The following is a 15,495-nucleotide window of genomic DNA, read 5'->3' as shown; positions in this document are numbered from 1 at the left end:
GACTTTGATCACTGATACCGCACGAATCCGGTGGTGTAACCGTCGTCGAGAGCGGTTTGAACTCCGAGTGTTTTCCACGGGTTGTCCTCAGGACGTTTATAGAGCCAGGTGTGGTAGGCGTCGTAGCGTCGACCATCGCCGGCGCTCATCTCGTCGAACGACATCAGCGTCTTGCCGTCTGGCTTGAGGAAGTTGTTCGGTGCGCTGCGCGGATCGTCACCGGGTTCGACGTCGCTGAGCGACGCCCATGGGTGAGTCTTCGCGGGTGGGTCGGCCGCTCCGAAAAGACCATGGTCGAACATGGCCTGAGCAGTGAGTTGATGGACGAGGAACCGAGTCTGTTCGACGGTGCTGTTGGCGGCGAATACGGCTTCCTTTCGCGCGTTGCCCTGAACAGCGTCTTCGATCATGCCGGTCCACGCGCCCGTCACACTCGCCCCGATGGGCCATGACCCTGCTTGCGGGATAGCCAGACCGGTGTTGACCACGGCCATGAGGATCTTCATGTTCCGTTTCTGGGTCTCGTCGAGCTCGTGCCCTTTCTCGATACGGGCGAGACCGGCCGCGTCGGTGATCAGGCCGAATCCCGCACCGATCTCCAACCCTGCGGTGTTCAAGCTGTCGGCGCCCTGACCTGCGGCCACCTGACCGGCGCCATGGTTGAGGAGTCTGTCGCTCCATGCCGTTTGGGCCGAGGTCACCACTCCGAATGCCTTCTCGTCCTCCTTGAACGCCTCCTGCATCACGGCACGGAGTTCGCCTTTGTTGAACCGTGCTCCCCAGTCCTCCCGCCCTGGGAGGTTCGGATAGTCCTCCATGAACACGCCTGGTTGTTCGAGGCCGACGAAGGCAACCCGGTTGACGTCAGATATGTACGCCGCCAGAATCCGCCCGATGGACCCGGCAGCCACCAAGGAAGGGCGCTCGTCCGCCTTGATCCGTTCAAATTGGAGATGCACGAGGTCGGAGGCGAGTCCGGCCGAGAGGTAGCCGCGCGACGGGTCCAGGGCGGTGCCCGCATGGTCGCGGTACGTCATCGTGGCCGCCTCCAGCGCCCGGCCCAGCGCCACACCACCGTCCTTCAGCGGTTTCTCCATCACGTAGAACCTCAGCGCCGACCGGTCGTAGGCGAAGAATTCCTGGGCCGCTTTCGGATGCCGGCCCAGCGCCTCGAAAACGTCCTTCATCGCGGACTGGTACATCGCCTCGGGCAAAGGCGTTCTCACCTGCCGGCCCGCGAACCACGGATCCTTTTCGGCCCGCGACGCTGAATCCACTTTCCTGGCCACGTACAGCAGAAAGCCGTGGTCGAACGTCCCATGCTTGAGCGCCCGCGCGAGCGCGAAGTACTCCTCCCGATCGAGGTCGGCCGTCAAGCTTTTCCGCCAGTCGGCGCCCAGGCGGGGACTCGCCGCGCCGAGAGCCTTGCTCAGAGCGGCTTCAAGGCGCTTCTCATCCCTTTGAGACACCGTCCTGCGCATGAGCGCCAGGTAAGTCTCCGGGCCGAGGGCATGCATGAGCTTCGTGGCGAACTCCGGATCCTGCGCTCGCTTCTCCAGCGCGGCGAGGGCGGAGTCGCTGATCTTGCCGTCGGCGGAAAGGTGGCTGACAGCGGCGTAGACATCGGGATCGTTGAACGTCTTGCTGTAGCGGGCCTCGTCGAACGCGACCATCCCATTGACAGCCTGGCCGGGAGCACCCCAGTCCGCCTTTTCGGCGGAGATGGTCTCCTTGCGCCGACGTAATTCAGGACGCTTCGCGCTGATCCAGTTGGCGGCTTCTCTGAACGCGGTCAGATATGAGGTATCCAGGTCGAACTGCTGAAGGGTACGCCTGATCTGCGGTTCACTGCTTTCGATGGTCGCGCCCGTACGGCCGAGAGCCGGCTCGAAAAGGTCCATCAAGCCGGGGTCGATGCCGGAGTAATCCCCGCCCAGATGAGGGCGTGGATCCGGAGAGCTCATGCGGGCCTCCAGCACGAACGGCGGGATGCACACTGACAGCAGGGCCAGCGTACTCCTGGGTCGGCCGCTCGTTGGATTCTCCGGTCACGACCGATATGGCGTTACTGCGGATCCGTCAGCCGATGGTACGTGAGCGAAGGCTCTGAAAGTTCAAGCGTATGAGAATCGAATACAGGGCCGGTCACGCCCTGACCGGCCGGTACCGTACACCCAGCTCGGCCGTGGGGTCATCGACGCCGACCCGGTGGAGGTAGTGCGGCCGGCCACCGGGGAGGTCCAGCAGCCGGATGCCGTCGCCGAGCAGCACGGGCGCGATGTGCAGGTCGATCTCGTCGAGCAGCCCGCGTTCGAGAAGCTGGCCGCCGATCGTCGGCGAATGCACCTCGACGTTCTTCCCACCGGCCGCCGCCAGCGCGATCCGTACCGCCTCGGCCACGTCACAGTCCAGGAAGGTGACGCCGTCGGCGGGCTTGGCGTCCTCCGGATGGTGGGTGAGCACGAAGATGGGTCCGGTCCAGGCGCCGCCGTAGACCATGCCGGGATCCGGGAAGGCGTCCCAGCCGCGCCGGCCGCCCAGGATCGCGCCGGTGGTCGCGACGTACTCCTCGATCGCGCCGGGCTGGGGCGAGATGCCGGTCATCATCCAGTCCATCTCGTGGTTCGGCCCGGCCACGAACCCGTCCAGGGACATGGTGAAGTGCCAGAGCACCTTGCCGTTCGCGGTCTGCTGTTCGATGTCGTCCACTGCTGTCTCCTCTGCCGGCTGCTTGGCTCGTACGTATGGAGACCGCCTCCACCGCGGAACCTCATCGGTCCATACGGAGGGCATCGTTCCCGCGTCGACAACCACACCTAGGACCGGAGCCGACAGTCGGCAAGCTCACTGAGGACCCGCCGGGTGTTCGGCCCGTAGCGCGGCGCAGGCCTCGCTGACGATGTCCAGGAGCTCCTCGACCCGGTCGCGGTGGGTGCGGTGGCTGACGACGCACACCCGGATCATGTACCGGCCGTCGATCCGCGTACTGGACAGCAGCGCACGGCCCCGGGCCGTCACGCGGCGCAGCAGTTCGGCGTTGAAGGCGTCGGCGTCGCCTTCCCCGGGCACCCAGCGGAAGGCGACGGCGGTCAGGCTCGGTCGCCACGGGACCTCGAAGCCGTTCTTGCGCAGCGTGTCGTGCACCAGTTCGGCCAGGTCGAGCTTCTCGTCCAGAGCCTGGCGGAAGGCGTCGAGGCCGTGCAGTTTGATCGGCAGCCACAGTCGCAGGCCGCGGAAGTCGCGGGTCAGCTCAGGGGAGTATTCGGTGAAGTTGGGGATGTCGTCCTCGTCGCCGAGATCCTGCAGGTAGGCGGCGTCCATGTGGTGGGCCTGGCGCAGCAGGGCGCCGTCGCGCACCAGCAGCGCGCCGGTCCCGTACGGCAGGAACAGGGCCTTGTGCGGATCCAGGGTGATCGAATCGGCCAGTTCGATGCCGCGCAGCCGGGCGCGTCCGCGCTCGGTGAGCTGGAACGGGCCACCGTAAGCGGCGTCGACGTGGAACCACGCCCCGGCCTTTCTGGCGACGGCGGCGAGCTCGGCGAGCGGGTCGATCGCTCCGGTGTTCGTCGTTCCCGCGCTGCCGATCACGAGGAAGGGCCGCAGGCCGGCCCGCCGGTCGTCCGCGATCATCCGGGCCAGCGCGTCCGGGGCCATCCCCAGGTCCGTGCCCGCCGGCACGGCCCGTACGTGCGCGCGCGGGAGGCCCGCCAGCAGGGCCGCCTTGGCGCAGGAGGCGTGGGTCTGGTCGGTGACGTAGACGGTGCCGTCGAGGAAGCTTTCGCCGAGCCGGGCGACGCGGGCGGTCACGATGGCCGAGAAGTTGGCCAGGGAGCCGCCTGAGGTGAGGATGCCGCGCGCCTCCTCGGGGTAGCCGAACAGGTCGCAGAGCCAGCGGACGGCCGTGGCCTCGATCTGCGCGCAGGCCGGGGCCAGTTGCCAGACGGTGACGTACTTGTTCATGGCCGCGGTCAGGAAGTCGGCGAGCGCGGCGGCGTACAGGCCACCGCCCGGCACGTAGGCGAGATAGCCGGGCCCGGCGCTGGCGGCGCCGTCGCGGGCCGCCGTGTGCAGCGTGGACAGCAGGCCGGACAGCGGGCTGCCCAGCTCAGGGGCGGGCTCCCGCAGCGCCCCCGCCAGGGCGGCGGAGCGAGCCGGGTCGAAGGCGGGCAGCTCCGGCAGGTCGCGCAGGAAGTCCTCGACGAAGGCCAGCACGGCCTCGCCCATCAGGCGCACCTGCTCCGGGCCCGGTTCCAGGGGGTACTGCGTGGCATCTGACATGGTCCGTATCCTTACATCGCGCTTGTACCGGCCGAGCCCGCCGGACCGTGTCCGTACTGGGCGACCTGTCCACCGGCACTGTTGCCCGCCAGTTGGTCTCGCGGACGTCCCGGGTGGTGGTGTGCACGGCGTTGATCGCCGCGAGGATCCGGCAGCGTCTCAGGATGGCGAGGCACGACTGAGGAAACAAGCAAAAAGCCAGGTCAGACGGCATCTGACCTGGCTGATCGTGTGTGCCCCCGGTCAGTCGTCCCAGCCGGGCGGGGGGCCGAGCGGCGCCTCGTCGCTGTCCACGAGCGTGCAGGCGGCGACGGGCCCGTTGGAGATGTTCGCCCAGATGCCGGCGGTCTTCTCGTCGGCGGAGACGCTGAACTCCAGCACCGCCGTCTGCCCGGGCTTGATCGCGGCCGGGTCGATGCGGAACCCCGGTTCGTCCATGTTGGGCGGCCAGATGTGGAACGGCCTGCCGTCGGCCGGGTTCTGCGCTTCCTGCCGGGACAGGAAACTCGTGCTACGCGGCTGCGGCGAGCATCGCTTCCCTCCGGGGATGTAGTCGACGACCGCGTTCACTCCCATGCCTCGGAGGGTGGCCTCCAGTGGTTTGGGGTCCTTGGCCTGGTTGATGGTGATGGTGAGCGTCCCATCAGCGTTCTTCGACACCGCGTACGCGGGTGTCCCACCGCCGAGGAGAGCCGGGACGCCCACGGCCACCGCGACACCCAGGGCCAGTGCGGGGGCCAGGAGGGCGGGACGGACCCGGCGCCGCCGGGGGCGCTCCGCCGACCTGCGGATTTCCACCATGACGAACTCCTTGAGTAGACGCTGCCGGCCGTTCGGGAGTTGCGGTTCCGCCTCGAACGGCAGCAACCCGGCCAGGGACTCGCGCTCGGCCTTGTTCATCGGTTCTCCTCCCGTACGGACCGGACCACGCTGTCGTGGTCACCCTTTACCTGTCGCGACCCGGAGGCCTGTTGCCGTTCCGCGGCGAGTTTCTCCAGCTTCTTGCGAGCCCTGGACAGGCGGGACCTGACAGTCCCCACGGCGACGCCCAGCGCCTGGGCCGCCTCGGCGTGATCAAGCCCCGACCACACGCAGAGCGCGAACACCTCCTGCTCCTGGCGGCGCAGCGAGCCGTAGGCCTGCTGGATCGCGGCCAGTTGCTCGGCAGCGTCGATGCGGCCGATGATCTGGTCGGCGAAGTCCGGGATGGGGTCGCCTCTGGGCATCCTGGCCAGCGCGTCGTCGTACCGCCTCGCCGCCCGGCGCAGATTCCGCGCCACGTTGGTCGCGATCCCCAGCACCCACGGCCGCAGGGACCCGCCGTCGGCGTCGATCCGATGCCGCAGCCGCCACGCCTCAAGAAAGGTCAGCGAGAGCACGTCCTCGGCGGCCGACCAGTTCCCGGTCAATCGGAAGGCGTGACTGAACACCGGCCGGGCCATCTCCTCGAAGAGCACCTCGAACGCCTCGGCATCCCCGTCACGTATCCGGGCGCGCAGTGACATGTCCATACACAAGCACTGTCCGACCGGCCACCCTCATTCCCGCCGGGTGCAGTACTGGAGCGGCGAGGTCATCGGCGACAGACCGCCGCATCACACTCACCCTCTTTGTACGCCATGAGATCTTCAACGGGGATGTCGGATTATTCGCGCCGCCCTGGCGAGGGCCGACCGGCATCGAGCCCTCGCTCGATTCAGTCAGTAGAGGCGATCCAGAACTTGGGTGGATCCGCCACCGGATCGATCACACGCAATCGAGCCGCCGATGTGGGGTCGATGCTCCGCAGCGTGATCAATCTCTGGCCATCCGCTGCCTCCAGCACCGCCAAGGCGCCGGGGCGCCCCGCGGCGACCGTAGCGATGACAAGACCCATCCCCGCCAGGCCCCGTGCTTGTGCGGATACTCGATCCGGTGCAGATCCGAGGCCGCGATTGCCGCAACCTCACGAGGGCGCTGCATCTGCCGCCCGTCGTTGGTCACGACCGCGTGGAATCCCTCGGCAGCCGCCAGCGGATAGAGGCTCTCGTCACGCGTTCCGGACCAGCCGGACAGGTCAAGCAAGTGAACAATCTCGTGGTTCACGATGAAGGCGCTGAGAGCCCGGTAAAGCGGCTTGGGGACGTTCTCATCCAGCAGCAGCCTCACGCGGTCCTCTGGGGGGTTCGTAGCTGTCGACATAGTCGGCGAAGTCCGCAGCCTCCAGCGCGGCCGTCGCCGTGACACTCGGGTAGTAATCAAGGATCCGATCAGCGGGAACACCGTCCCGGAGAAGCGCGGCGACCTCGTCATAGGGCACCCGTGTGCCCTCTATGACCGGGATCCCACCCCGGACCGCCGGATCGACCGTCACATGGTCACGTGGTCGTAGGAGGTCAGGGATATGGCGCCCGTCACGATAGAACGGCCGCAAAACGTCCACCATTTCGTGGATGACGACGTTGGCCTTCTTGCGGACGAGGTCGACCGCCTGATCGGGTGCAACCAGGTAAATGCTGCTGCCGTCAGCCACCAGCCGGTAGGCCGAGAGATGATCGCATTCGCCCAGGTCGTCGCGGAGCGTGTCCAACGCCCTTCTGATCTTCTGCAGCGAAGCATCGTTACGCAGCTTGACGCAGGTTCGCAACGCCATCACATCCCGGAATGAGTACAGGACGGGGCGGACGGCGGAAATCTCCGGAACCAGCACGGCTCCACGGCCCGAACCAGCCTTCCGCCAGTGCGCGAGCTGGCGAAGGGTGGCACCCGACAGCGCCGCGGCGAGCTTCGGACTGTAGGACATCCGCATCACCTCCTCCACATTCGAGCACGCGGAACGTCACCCGGCCATCATCGCTAAGATCTCCTCGACGTTCATGCTCTTCACAGCGCTCGGACGTCAGCACATCGAGCAGCTTTCCTGTCGCAGCTTGTCACCAACAGCCCGCCGCCAACCTGTGGTGAGGGCGCCACCTCCGGGCCGCAGGTCAGCCGGCCACGCGGCTTGCCGCGTTCGTACGATGCTCGCCCTGGTCGACCTGCTCGGTATGGCGAACGACGTGCCGCATCCAAAGGCGGCGTGATCACGACGGAGCTTATCCACAGAACATGATTCGTGTCCGAGCCGCGCTCCTGAGGCCGTCCATCCTGTCTTCGCAGCAGGAAGGAGAAGCGATGACTGAGCACTACACCGTGGCAGAGCTGCGGGAGCGCGGCTGGAGTCCGGCCATGATCCGGGCGCTTCTAGGTCCGCCCGACAGGCTGGCGTCCAATCCCATGTTCCGGTCCGCGGCGCCGATGCGACTGTACGAGACGGAGAGGGTCCTCATCGCCGAAGAGTCGGAGGCGTTCGCCGGGCTGCGCGACAGGGCCGAGCGAAGATCCCGGGCGGCGCTGCTCGCCGCGGATCGCAGGCGTGGCGAAACGCTCAGACGCATCGCTCGCGTGCCGATAACGGTACCGGTCGTCAGCTGGGATGTGCTGACCCGCCAAGCGGTCGCACACCGGAACCGCCTCGATGCGGAGCGGGCCTGGGACCGGCCTGATCACATCCCGGCACCCGCCCGGGAAGGGGAGGTCGACGAGCCGACCCTGCAGAGATGGGTGGTCAACTACCTCCGCCACGAGCTCACTGCGTACAACGGTGAGCTGGAAGGGCTGTTCGGCAGGGTTGGCCACGCGGCGGGAACACGCCTGCTCAGACAGCGCATCTACGAGGCCATCGCCCGCGTGTATCCCCGGCTGACGGACGAGTGCCGACGGCAGCTTCACTCGCGGGAGTCACCGAGCTCCGATGCCATGGCCGGAGGTCTCGGGATCGGCCGATGGCGGCCGGAGCCTGGTGAACGCGATGCCTGACGCGCCATCACCTCTCGTACTGCCGCCGGCTGCCCATCGGGACGGTTCCCGACAGGTAGGTGGACTCCTCCAGCAACTCCGCCCCACGAAGGCCGGGCAGCGCGACGCCGTGCTGGCTGGACTCGCATCTGGCATGGTTTGGGCGCCAGTACGATCAGCAGAACGCACACGTAGGGCCTTTCCCCTTGAACGTGGACGCCTTGGAGACTGGATCTTGAGGTCCAGGGGAAGAGATGTCCCTGGTGGTGATGAAGAACTACCCGTCCGAGCCAGGAGGTGACGGCGGCGCGGTTGCGGTTCCAGGTCGCCGGCCGCTCCCTGATGACGTCCGGTCTGGCGAGGCGTTTCCGGGTTCACCGTGTTGTTCGGCGATCAGGTCTCCGGCGTGAGGGGGCCGAGGTCGCGGACGACCTCGGCTAGGGCGCGGATGGGCTCGTTGTCCGTCTCGCTGCGCCATACCAGCGCGTACGGAAGGGGCCCCATGTCGGTGACCGGCAGGTAGGTGATGTCCGGCCGTACCCAGTAGCGGGTCATGTGGGTGGGGAAGAGCACGACGATCTCGGCCATGCCGGCGAGGGTGATGGCCTCTTCGGTGTTCTGCACCACGGCGCCGCGCTCGATCGTGCGGCCGCGGCGGGTCTCGCGTGGAATGAAGGCGTCGTACCAGTAGTCGGGCGGGGTGTCGGAGTGCGGGTGCTGGAAGTCGGCGGTCATCTCCAGGGAGACCGACGTGCGACGGGTGAGTTCGTGGCCGGTGGCGACGGCCAGCACCCGGGGTTCGGCGAACAGGACCGGGCCTACGGTGAGGTCGGGCTCGTCGATGGGTAGCCAGGCGATCAGGACGTCGATGTCGCCGCGGCGCAGCGTGGTGAAAGCGTCGCTGAACTGGGTGCTTCGGATGCGCAGCTTCCACTGTGGGTGCCGGAGGCGGAAGACGTCCCAGTAAGGGCGCAGGTCGTGGGCGTTGGCGGGGAGCATGCCGACGCGTAGGGTGCCGGTGATGCCCTGGCCGGCGAGCTGGGCGCGTTCCACGCTGTGCTTCAGTCCGGCGTAGAGAGGCCGGAGGTCGTCGCGGAGCTGTTGCCCGACCGGCGTCAGCCGTACGCTGCGGTTGGTGCGTTCGAACAGCGCGGCGCCGATCTGCCGTTCCTGCTTCTGGATGGCCTGGGTGACGCGGGCGGGTGACAGGCACAGCCGGGCGGCGGTGCGGCCGAAATGGAGTTCCTCGGCCAGGGTCAGGAAGATCTCGATGTCGCGTAGTTCCACGCCTGGCCTGCTCCGTTTACTCCCACTGAAGGTGATCTTTCGGGATTCGTCGTTGTTCTAAGTGCTTACCGTACTTGATCCTCGAATCGCACGAATCATACGAACCGTTCGTTCGATGGAGCAGGTTGATGGACGTCCTCATTTCCGGCGCCGGCGTTGCCGGGCCCGCTTTGGCGTACTGGCTGCGCCACCACGGTTTCACCCCCACCGTGGTCGAGCGGGCCCCGCGGGTGCGGGCGGGCGGGGGCGTGGCGGGCTTGCGCGGCGAGGCACTGGACGTGATGGACCGCATGGCTCTGCTGGAGCGGGTCGAAGCGCTGAACCCGTTCATGGGCGGGGCGGCGAGGGCGGACGGTCGCGGCGACCTGCAGATCCTCAGGGGTGAGCTGATCGGCCTGCTGTACAAGGCCACCCGCCAGGAGGTGGAGTACGTCCTCGGCGACTCGATCGCCACTGTGGAGCAGGACACCGACGGCGTGCGGGTCACCTTCGAGCGCGGCCGACCGCGCCGCTTCGCCCTGGTGGCCGGCGCCGACGGGCTGCACTCGGGCACCCGCTCGCTGGTCTTCGGACCGTCCGAGTGGTTTGTCCGGCATCTGGGCATCTATACGGCGACCTTCAGGCTGCCCTGTCACCTCGGCCTGCCCGGCTCCGGCCGGCTCCCCAGCATGCCGGGCAAGGCGGCCGACATACTCAGCATCCGCAACAACGCCGAGGCGTATGCGGCGCTGCACTTCGCCTCCGGACCGCTGGTCTACGACCGTGACGACGTCGCGCAGCACAAGCGCATCGTGGCCGGGCAGTTCGCCGGCGAAGGCGGGCCGATCCCGCGCCTGCTGGAGGAGATGCGCAGGGCGGAGGACTTCTTCTTCGACGCCGACGCGCAGGTGGAGATGGACCGCTGGTCCTCGGGCCGGGCGGTGCTGCTCGGGGACGCCGGCTACTGCGCGGCGCCGGCCTTCGGCCTGGGCGCCTCCCAGGCGCTGATCGGCGCCTACGTCCTGGCCGGCGAACTAGCCGTCGCCGGCGGCGAGCACACAGCGGCGTTCGCCGCCTACGAGCGGGAGATGCGCGGCTACGTCGCCGAACATCAGCAGATGGGACGCGAAGGGGCCGACCGGTTCTTCATGGGCATCCCCATCCAGGAAGCGCCGGACACAATGACCGCCGGCACACGGAAGGCTGCCAGCGCGCACCTCGTCAGGCTGAAGGACTACGCGCCCAGCTTCGCGCGGTGGCTGCCATGACCGATGGCAACCATGAAGGCTCGATCCCCACCGTCGTGCACGCGCTCATCCACCGCGCCGACAGCCTTCACGCTCCTCGCTGACCAGACACTGCCGTGTCAGCAGTGGCGTCAGGACGGCAACGGGCCGGTATCAGGGCGACCGGCGATCGTGGATGTCATGAACGGCCCAGCGCCTGAGAGCCCTCAGGCCACGAACGGGCTTCGCAAGATCAGAACTATTCCGTAAAGGAGACTCATCATGGGACACAGCGACTTCACCGCGACAGGGCTGCGCCGGCTGCGCGAGGTGCTGACGCGGCATGTCGATTCCGGGAAGATCCCCGGCGTTGTCGCTCTGGTCAGCCGCGGCGGCCGTACGCACGTGGAAGCGATCGGCACGATGCGCCATGACGGTGGCGCGCCGATGCGCCGCGACACGATCTTCCGGATGGCGTCCACGTCCAAGCCGGTCACGATCGCGGCGGCGATGGTGCTGCTGGACGAGTGCCGGCTGCGACTGGACGACCCGGTGGACACGTGGCTGCCCGAGCTGGCCGACCGCCAGGTGCTCAAGCGCATCGACAGCCCGCTGGACGACACCGTGCCGGCCCGGCGGCCGATCACCGTACGGGACGTGCTCGCCTCCACGTTCGGCCTCGGCATGGACATGACGGCACTGGGCACGCCGATCCTCAACGCGATCTTCGAGCGCGGGCTCACGCCGAACCTGCCGGTGGAGGTTCCCGAGCAGGACGAATGGATGCGCCGCCTGGGCGAGCTGCCGCTGATGCACCAGCCCGGCGAGCACTGGCAGTACCAGATCAGCAGCGACCTGGTCGGGGTGCTCGTCTCCCGGGTCACCGGTCAGTCGTTCGAGGAGTTCCTGCGCGAGCGCATCTTCGAACCCCTCGGCATGCGGGACACCGGCTTCCACGTGCCCGCCGACCAGATCGACCGGCTCCCGGACGCGTACGCCCCCGACCCGGCCAGCGGCGAGTTCCTCGTCTGGGACCAGGCCAAGGGCGGACGGTGGAGCGAAGCTCCGGCGTTCCAGGGCGGCGGCGGCGGGCTGGTCTCCACCGCCGACGACTACCACGCCTACTTCCGGATGCTGCTCAACGGCGGCACCCACCAGGGCAGGCGGATCCTGTCCCGGCCCGCTGTCGAGCTGATGACCACCAACCGGCTCACGTCTGAGCAGAACGCCGCCCGTACCACCCTGGCCGTCAACAATGTCCACATCTCCTTCGGACAGGGCCAGCAGGGCGGCTGGGGCTACGGAATGGCGGTGCGCACCTATCGCGGCGACTACGCGCCCATCGGCCAGTTCGGCTGGGACGGCGGGGCCGGCACCTCGGCCTACGCCGACCCGGTCAACCAACTGACCGGACTCCTGCTCACCCAGGTCGGCTACTCCGTCCCGAACCCGGCGCACCTGATGAACGACTTCTGGACCACGCTCTACCAGGCCATCGACGACTAGCACCAGGCCGGACGGGCGATACCGGCCCGTCACTCCGTGCCGTTTCCTCGCATTCCACCCACAACTTCGAAGGAGTCACCATGTCCATCGCCCTTACCGAGCAGGACAAGACCACCCTGCGTACTGCCGCTTACGGTGCCGTCTCGCTGATGTCGGCCGCCGATGCCGCCGGCAAGCCGCACAAGGCCGCCACCGCGGGTTCCATCGCCCTGGCCTCCGCGACCGGCCTGGTCGGGCACATACTCGCCGAAAAGACCAGGGACATCAACCTGAACGGCAAGTCCGTCGCGGCACTCGCCGACCAGGTGCTGCCCTCCTTGACCGTGGCCATGAGCCTGCTCAAGCAGCAGGACCCGGCGGAGGCCGACAACTTCCGCCGCGCCGTCATCGTCGCCGTCGAAGCAGCCACCCGCGCCCACCGGGACCGGCCCAGCCCCACCGTCGCCGACATGAACCGCAAGATCACCGAAGCCCTTGATTCGGCTTGAGAACACCTCGGCTCACGCAGCGACACCTAGTTCCGCACAGCTCAACAGGAATGCACATGTCAAACTCCCAACGGCGCGCGCTCCTCATCACCGCCGCACTCGCGACCGTGGTCGCGAGCGTTCCCGCCGCATCGGCTGCGGTGACGCCGGCGATCGTGATCTCCGGCGGGGTCACGCAACCCGTCTTCTCCTACGAAGACGCCATCCGTGAGCACGTCCGCGTGCAGTCGCCGGCCGACAGTGACGGCGATGGCAACAAGGACCTGATCCGGGTGGACATCATCCGCCCGAAGGAGTCCGGTTCCGGGCTCAAGGTTCCGGTCATCATGCACGAAAGCCCGTACTACGACCAGCCGGGGGCCGGCTTCGAGCTGGATCACAAGAAGTACGACGCGGACGGGAACGTGACGAAATTCCCGCTGTTTTACGACAACTACTTCGTGCCGCGCGGGTACGCGTTCGTGTCCGTCGACATGGTCGGCACCAGGTTGTCCGACGGCTGCCCGACCACCGGCGGTCCGTCCGACGTGCTGGGCGGCAAGGCGGTCATCGACTGGTTGAACGGCCGGGCGAGCGCCTACGACGACAAGGGCAACCCGGTCAAAGCCACCTGGACCACCGGGCGTACCGGGATGATCGGCCACTCCTACGAAGGATCCCTCGCCATCGGTGTCGCCGGCACCGGGGTGCGCGGGCTGAAGACCATCGTGCCGCTCGCGGCGCCCAGCAGCTGGTATGACATGTGGCGCGCCAACGGCACCCTCACCGACTTCAAGGGCGGCCAGGAATGGCTGGCCAAAATGGTCGACGAGGACCCGGACGAGAAATGTGCGGCGGTGCACCAGCACATGAACGAGGGCTCGGACGACGACACCGGCAACTACAACGCCTACTGGCACGAACGCGACTACCGGACGGGACCGATCTCGAACGCGCGCAACGTGCGCGCCAGTGTCTTCCCGGTCGTGGGGATGCACGACCGGAACGTGATGGCCGACCAGTTCTCCCAGTGGTGGTCCAAGCTGCCCCGCCGGGTGGAGCGCAAGGTGTGGGTGACCCAGTACGGGCATCTCGACCCGTTCTGGGCCCGCCGCGACGTGTGGGTCGACACCTTGCACCAGTGGTTCGACCACGAACTGATGGGCGTCTCCAACGACATCATGCGGCAGCCGCGCGCCGCCGTACAGCTCGGCCCGGACCGCTGGATCACCCAGGCCGACTGGCCGGCGCCGACGCGGACGACGACCCTCAGGCCGCAGCGGGACGGCTCACTGGGCCGCAGGCCTTCGACCGGCACCGGCAGCTACCTCGACACCCTGCGGACCGAGGCCGCGATGGCCGGCAACCCCGGCACCGCCAACCCTGACCGGCTGGCCTTCCTGACCCCGCCGCTGAAAGAGGCGACGCGCCTGTCCGGAACACCGTCGGTGAGCCTGCGCCTCAAGCTGGACAAGCCGACCGCCAACCTGGGCGTCCTGCTCGTCGACTACGGCACCGACACCCGCATCCACGGCGTCGACCCTGCCGGCGGGCAAGGCCTCATGCTCGTGGACGGCAAGGACTGCATCGGCGAGGGCACGGCCGATGATGACGGCTGTTACCGCAGGGCCGCCGACAACACGGTGACCTCAGGCTTCCAGGTGGTCACCCGAGGCATCCTGGACGCGCAGAACCACAGGTCGCTGAGCCTTCGGACACTGCTGACGCCGGGCAGGCACTACAAGATCACTTGGAGGATGCTGCCGCAGGACTACGAGTTCAAGGCCGGGCACCGGCTGGGCCTGATCCTGACCGGAACCAACGACGACATCACCGACGCCGAACCCGGCACCGGGACCAAGGTCACCGTCGACCTGGCCGGCACGTCAGTTTCGCTGCCGCTGGTCGTCGGCGCGTCCAGCGGGCGATAGGCCGACCGATCCTCACCCAGGGATCCGGCCGGCGCGGTCGCGACCAGGCTCGCCCGCAGCGTTCGCCATCGTCGACCGCGCCCGCACCGACCAGCCACTTCGCCCACCCCGCAGCCCCCGGCCACCCTGACCATGCTCTCCGACCTGCGCGACTGGCTGACCGAGATCGAACCGGACCTGATCGCGGCCGCGCGCGACGCCGGCGTCACCCTGGGAGGTCCTGGCGGCCGTGCTGCGGGGGAGCGACCGCCGCGCCGCCCAACGCCGCCACATCCGCCTGTTGCAGGCCGCCCGCGACTGCCGGGAGTCGGCGCATCGGCCGCCGGAAACGTCCCACCGGACGTCCAGGACGTCTCACAAGACGTCCCCACCCGTCGGGGGTGGCGCGCTCGGTTTCTGGCCGGCGCTGCGGGAGGTGTTTCCTCAGGCCAGGGAGCAGCGCTGCTGGTTTCGCAAGATCGCTGACGTGCTGGGATCGCTGCCGAAGTCGGCGCACCCGAGCGCCAAGAAGGCGCTGGCGGAGATCCGGAACGCCGAGGACAAGGGGCGCGCAGACGGCGGTCCCTCGATGGCCGCCTAGAAGATCCTGATCCATAGGTATTGACTCTTGCTCCCTCCCACAACCCAATCTCATCTCGGGTTCGGTCTCTACGCTACGAGGGGAGCGCAGATCTACCACCGCTGCATGGCCGGCTACGACGAAGTGTGGATCGAGCGGATGGGACCGCGCCCGAGAGGACGACCAATGATCAAGGAATCGCGTATGACTCGCGCTTCTCGTCTCAACATGCCGCACAGTTGTCACAGGATGGCAAGGTCACATGACTAAGGAAACAAGCAAAAAGCCAGGTCAGACGATGTCCGGCCTGGCTGGTGGAGAGTGCCCCCTGTAGGATTCGAACCTACGCACCCGGCTCCGGAGGCCGGTGCTCTATCCCCTGAGCTAAGGGGGCTCAACGAGAACCAAGGCTACCAGTATCCCGCACCCACTCCGCACCAGATAAC

At 67.7% G+C, this 15,495-nt stretch carries 13 protein-coding genes, 1 tRNA gene and 1 pseudogene; 6 read left to right on the top strand and 9 right to left on the bottom strand.

Annotation, left to right across the window (positions count from 1 at the left end):
* Positions 1–8 precede the first annotated feature (8 nt).
* The 7 genes from AB0K05_RS02600 to AB0K05_RS02570 all read right to left on the bottom strand — a co-directional run bounded on the left by AB0K05_RS02600 (position 9) and on the right by AB0K05_RS02570 (position 7,066).
* Complete coding sequence (locus AB0K05_RS02600) at positions 9–1,979, bottom strand: hypothetical protein (RefSeq protein ID WP_364225951.1); 1,971 nt, start codon at positions 1,977–1,979, stop codon at positions 9–11.
* Between the two features lie 166 nt (positions 1,980–2,145).
* Complete coding sequence (locus AB0K05_RS02595) at positions 2,146–2,709, bottom strand: dihydrofolate reductase family protein (protein WP_364225948.1); 564 nt, start codon at positions 2,707–2,709, stop codon at positions 2,146–2,148.
* A 135-nt stretch (positions 2,710–2,844) separates the two neighbouring features.
* Entirely contained in the window at positions 2,845–4,278 is a 1,434-nt protein-coding gene (locus AB0K05_RS02590; protein ID WP_364225945.1) for an aminotransferase class V-fold PLP-dependent enzyme, read from the bottom strand.
* Between the two features lie 243 nt (positions 4,279–4,521).
* Positions 4,522–5,178 (bottom strand): hypothetical protein, encoded by a 657-nt coding sequence (locus AB0K05_RS02585; RefSeq protein WP_364225942.1) that lies wholly within the window; start codon positions 5,176–5,178, stop codon positions 4,522–4,524.
* Positions 5,175–5,789 (bottom strand): RNA polymerase sigma factor, encoded by a 615-nt coding sequence (locus AB0K05_RS02580; RefSeq protein ID WP_364225939.1) that lies wholly within the window; start codon positions 5,787–5,789, stop codon positions 5,175–5,177. The genes AB0K05_RS02585 and AB0K05_RS02580 overlap by 4 nt, the downstream gene beginning before the upstream one ends.
* 283 nt (positions 5,790–6,072) lie before the next feature.
* A complete protein-coding gene (locus tag AB0K05_RS02575) occupies positions 6,073–6,426 on the bottom strand; it encodes a hypothetical protein (RefSeq protein ID WP_364225936.1) in 354 nt (117 codons plus the stop codon).
* Positions 6,407–7,066, bottom strand: coding sequence for a DUF433 domain-containing protein (locus AB0K05_RS02570; RefSeq protein ID WP_364225933.1), 660 nt, complete (start codon positions 7,064–7,066; stop codon positions 6,407–6,409). Before AB0K05_RS02570 ends, AB0K05_RS02575 begins: the two co-directional genes overlap by 20 nt.
* Before the next feature lie 365 nt (positions 7,067–7,431).
* Between AB0K05_RS02570 and AB0K05_RS02565 the strand changes: the two genes are divergently transcribed.
* Positions 7,432–8,115: a hypothetical protein gene (locus tag AB0K05_RS02565; RefSeq protein WP_364225930.1), complete on the top strand. Its 684-nt coding sequence runs from the start codon at positions 7,432–7,434 to the stop codon at positions 8,113–8,115.
* Positions 8,116–8,487: 372 nt separating this feature from the next.
* On the opposite strand, the gene AB0K05_RS02560 is transcribed toward AB0K05_RS02565, so the two are convergent.
* On the bottom strand, positions 8,488–9,381 hold the full coding sequence (locus tag AB0K05_RS02560; RefSeq protein WP_364225927.1) for a LysR family transcriptional regulator: 894 nt from the start codon (positions 9,379–9,381) through the stop codon (positions 8,488–8,490).
* A 128-nt stretch (positions 9,382–9,509) separates the two neighbouring features.
* Between AB0K05_RS02560 and AB0K05_RS02555 the strand changes: the two genes are divergently transcribed.
* From AB0K05_RS02555 to AB0K05_RS02535, 5 genes and pseudogenes are all read left to right on the top strand, one after another.
* Entirely contained in the window at positions 9,510–10,628 is a 1,119-nt protein-coding gene (locus AB0K05_RS02555; protein ID WP_364225924.1) for an FAD-dependent monooxygenase, read from the top strand.
* A gap of 240 nt (positions 10,629–10,868) precedes the next feature.
* Positions 10,869–12,092 (top strand): serine hydrolase domain-containing protein, encoded by a 1,224-nt coding sequence (locus tag AB0K05_RS02550; protein ID WP_364225921.1) that lies wholly within the window; start codon positions 10,869–10,871, stop codon positions 12,090–12,092.
* Between the two features lie 80 nt (positions 12,093–12,172).
* Positions 12,173–12,580 (top strand): hypothetical protein, encoded by a 408-nt coding sequence (locus AB0K05_RS02545; RefSeq protein ID WP_364225918.1) that lies wholly within the window; start codon positions 12,173–12,175, stop codon positions 12,578–12,580.
* 56 nt (positions 12,581–12,636) lie between these two features.
* Entirely contained in the window at positions 12,637–14,490 is a 1,854-nt protein-coding gene (locus AB0K05_RS02540) for a CocE/NonD family hydrolase (protein WP_364225915.1), read from the top strand.
* A 373-nt stretch (positions 14,491–14,863) separates the two neighbouring features.
* A pseudogene (locus AB0K05_RS02535) lies at positions 14,864–15,034 on the top strand (IS256 family transposase); the annotation flags it as partial.
* A gap of 337 nt (positions 15,035–15,371) precedes the next feature.
* On the opposite strand, the gene AB0K05_RS02530 reads toward AB0K05_RS02535, so the two are convergent.
* Positions 15,372–15,443: transfer RNA gene (locus tag AB0K05_RS02530), tRNA-Arg, on the bottom strand.
* Between the last annotated feature and the right edge of the window lie 52 nt (positions 15,444–15,495).

This window comes from Nonomuraea sp. NPDC049486 (assembly GCF_040676925.1).
GTDB lineage: Bacteria > Actinomycetota > Actinomycetes > Streptosporangiales > Streptosporangiaceae > Nonomuraea > Nonomuraea ferruginea.
Note: the sequence above shows the minus strand (reverse complement) of the source record. Positions and strands in the feature narration are given on the sequence as shown.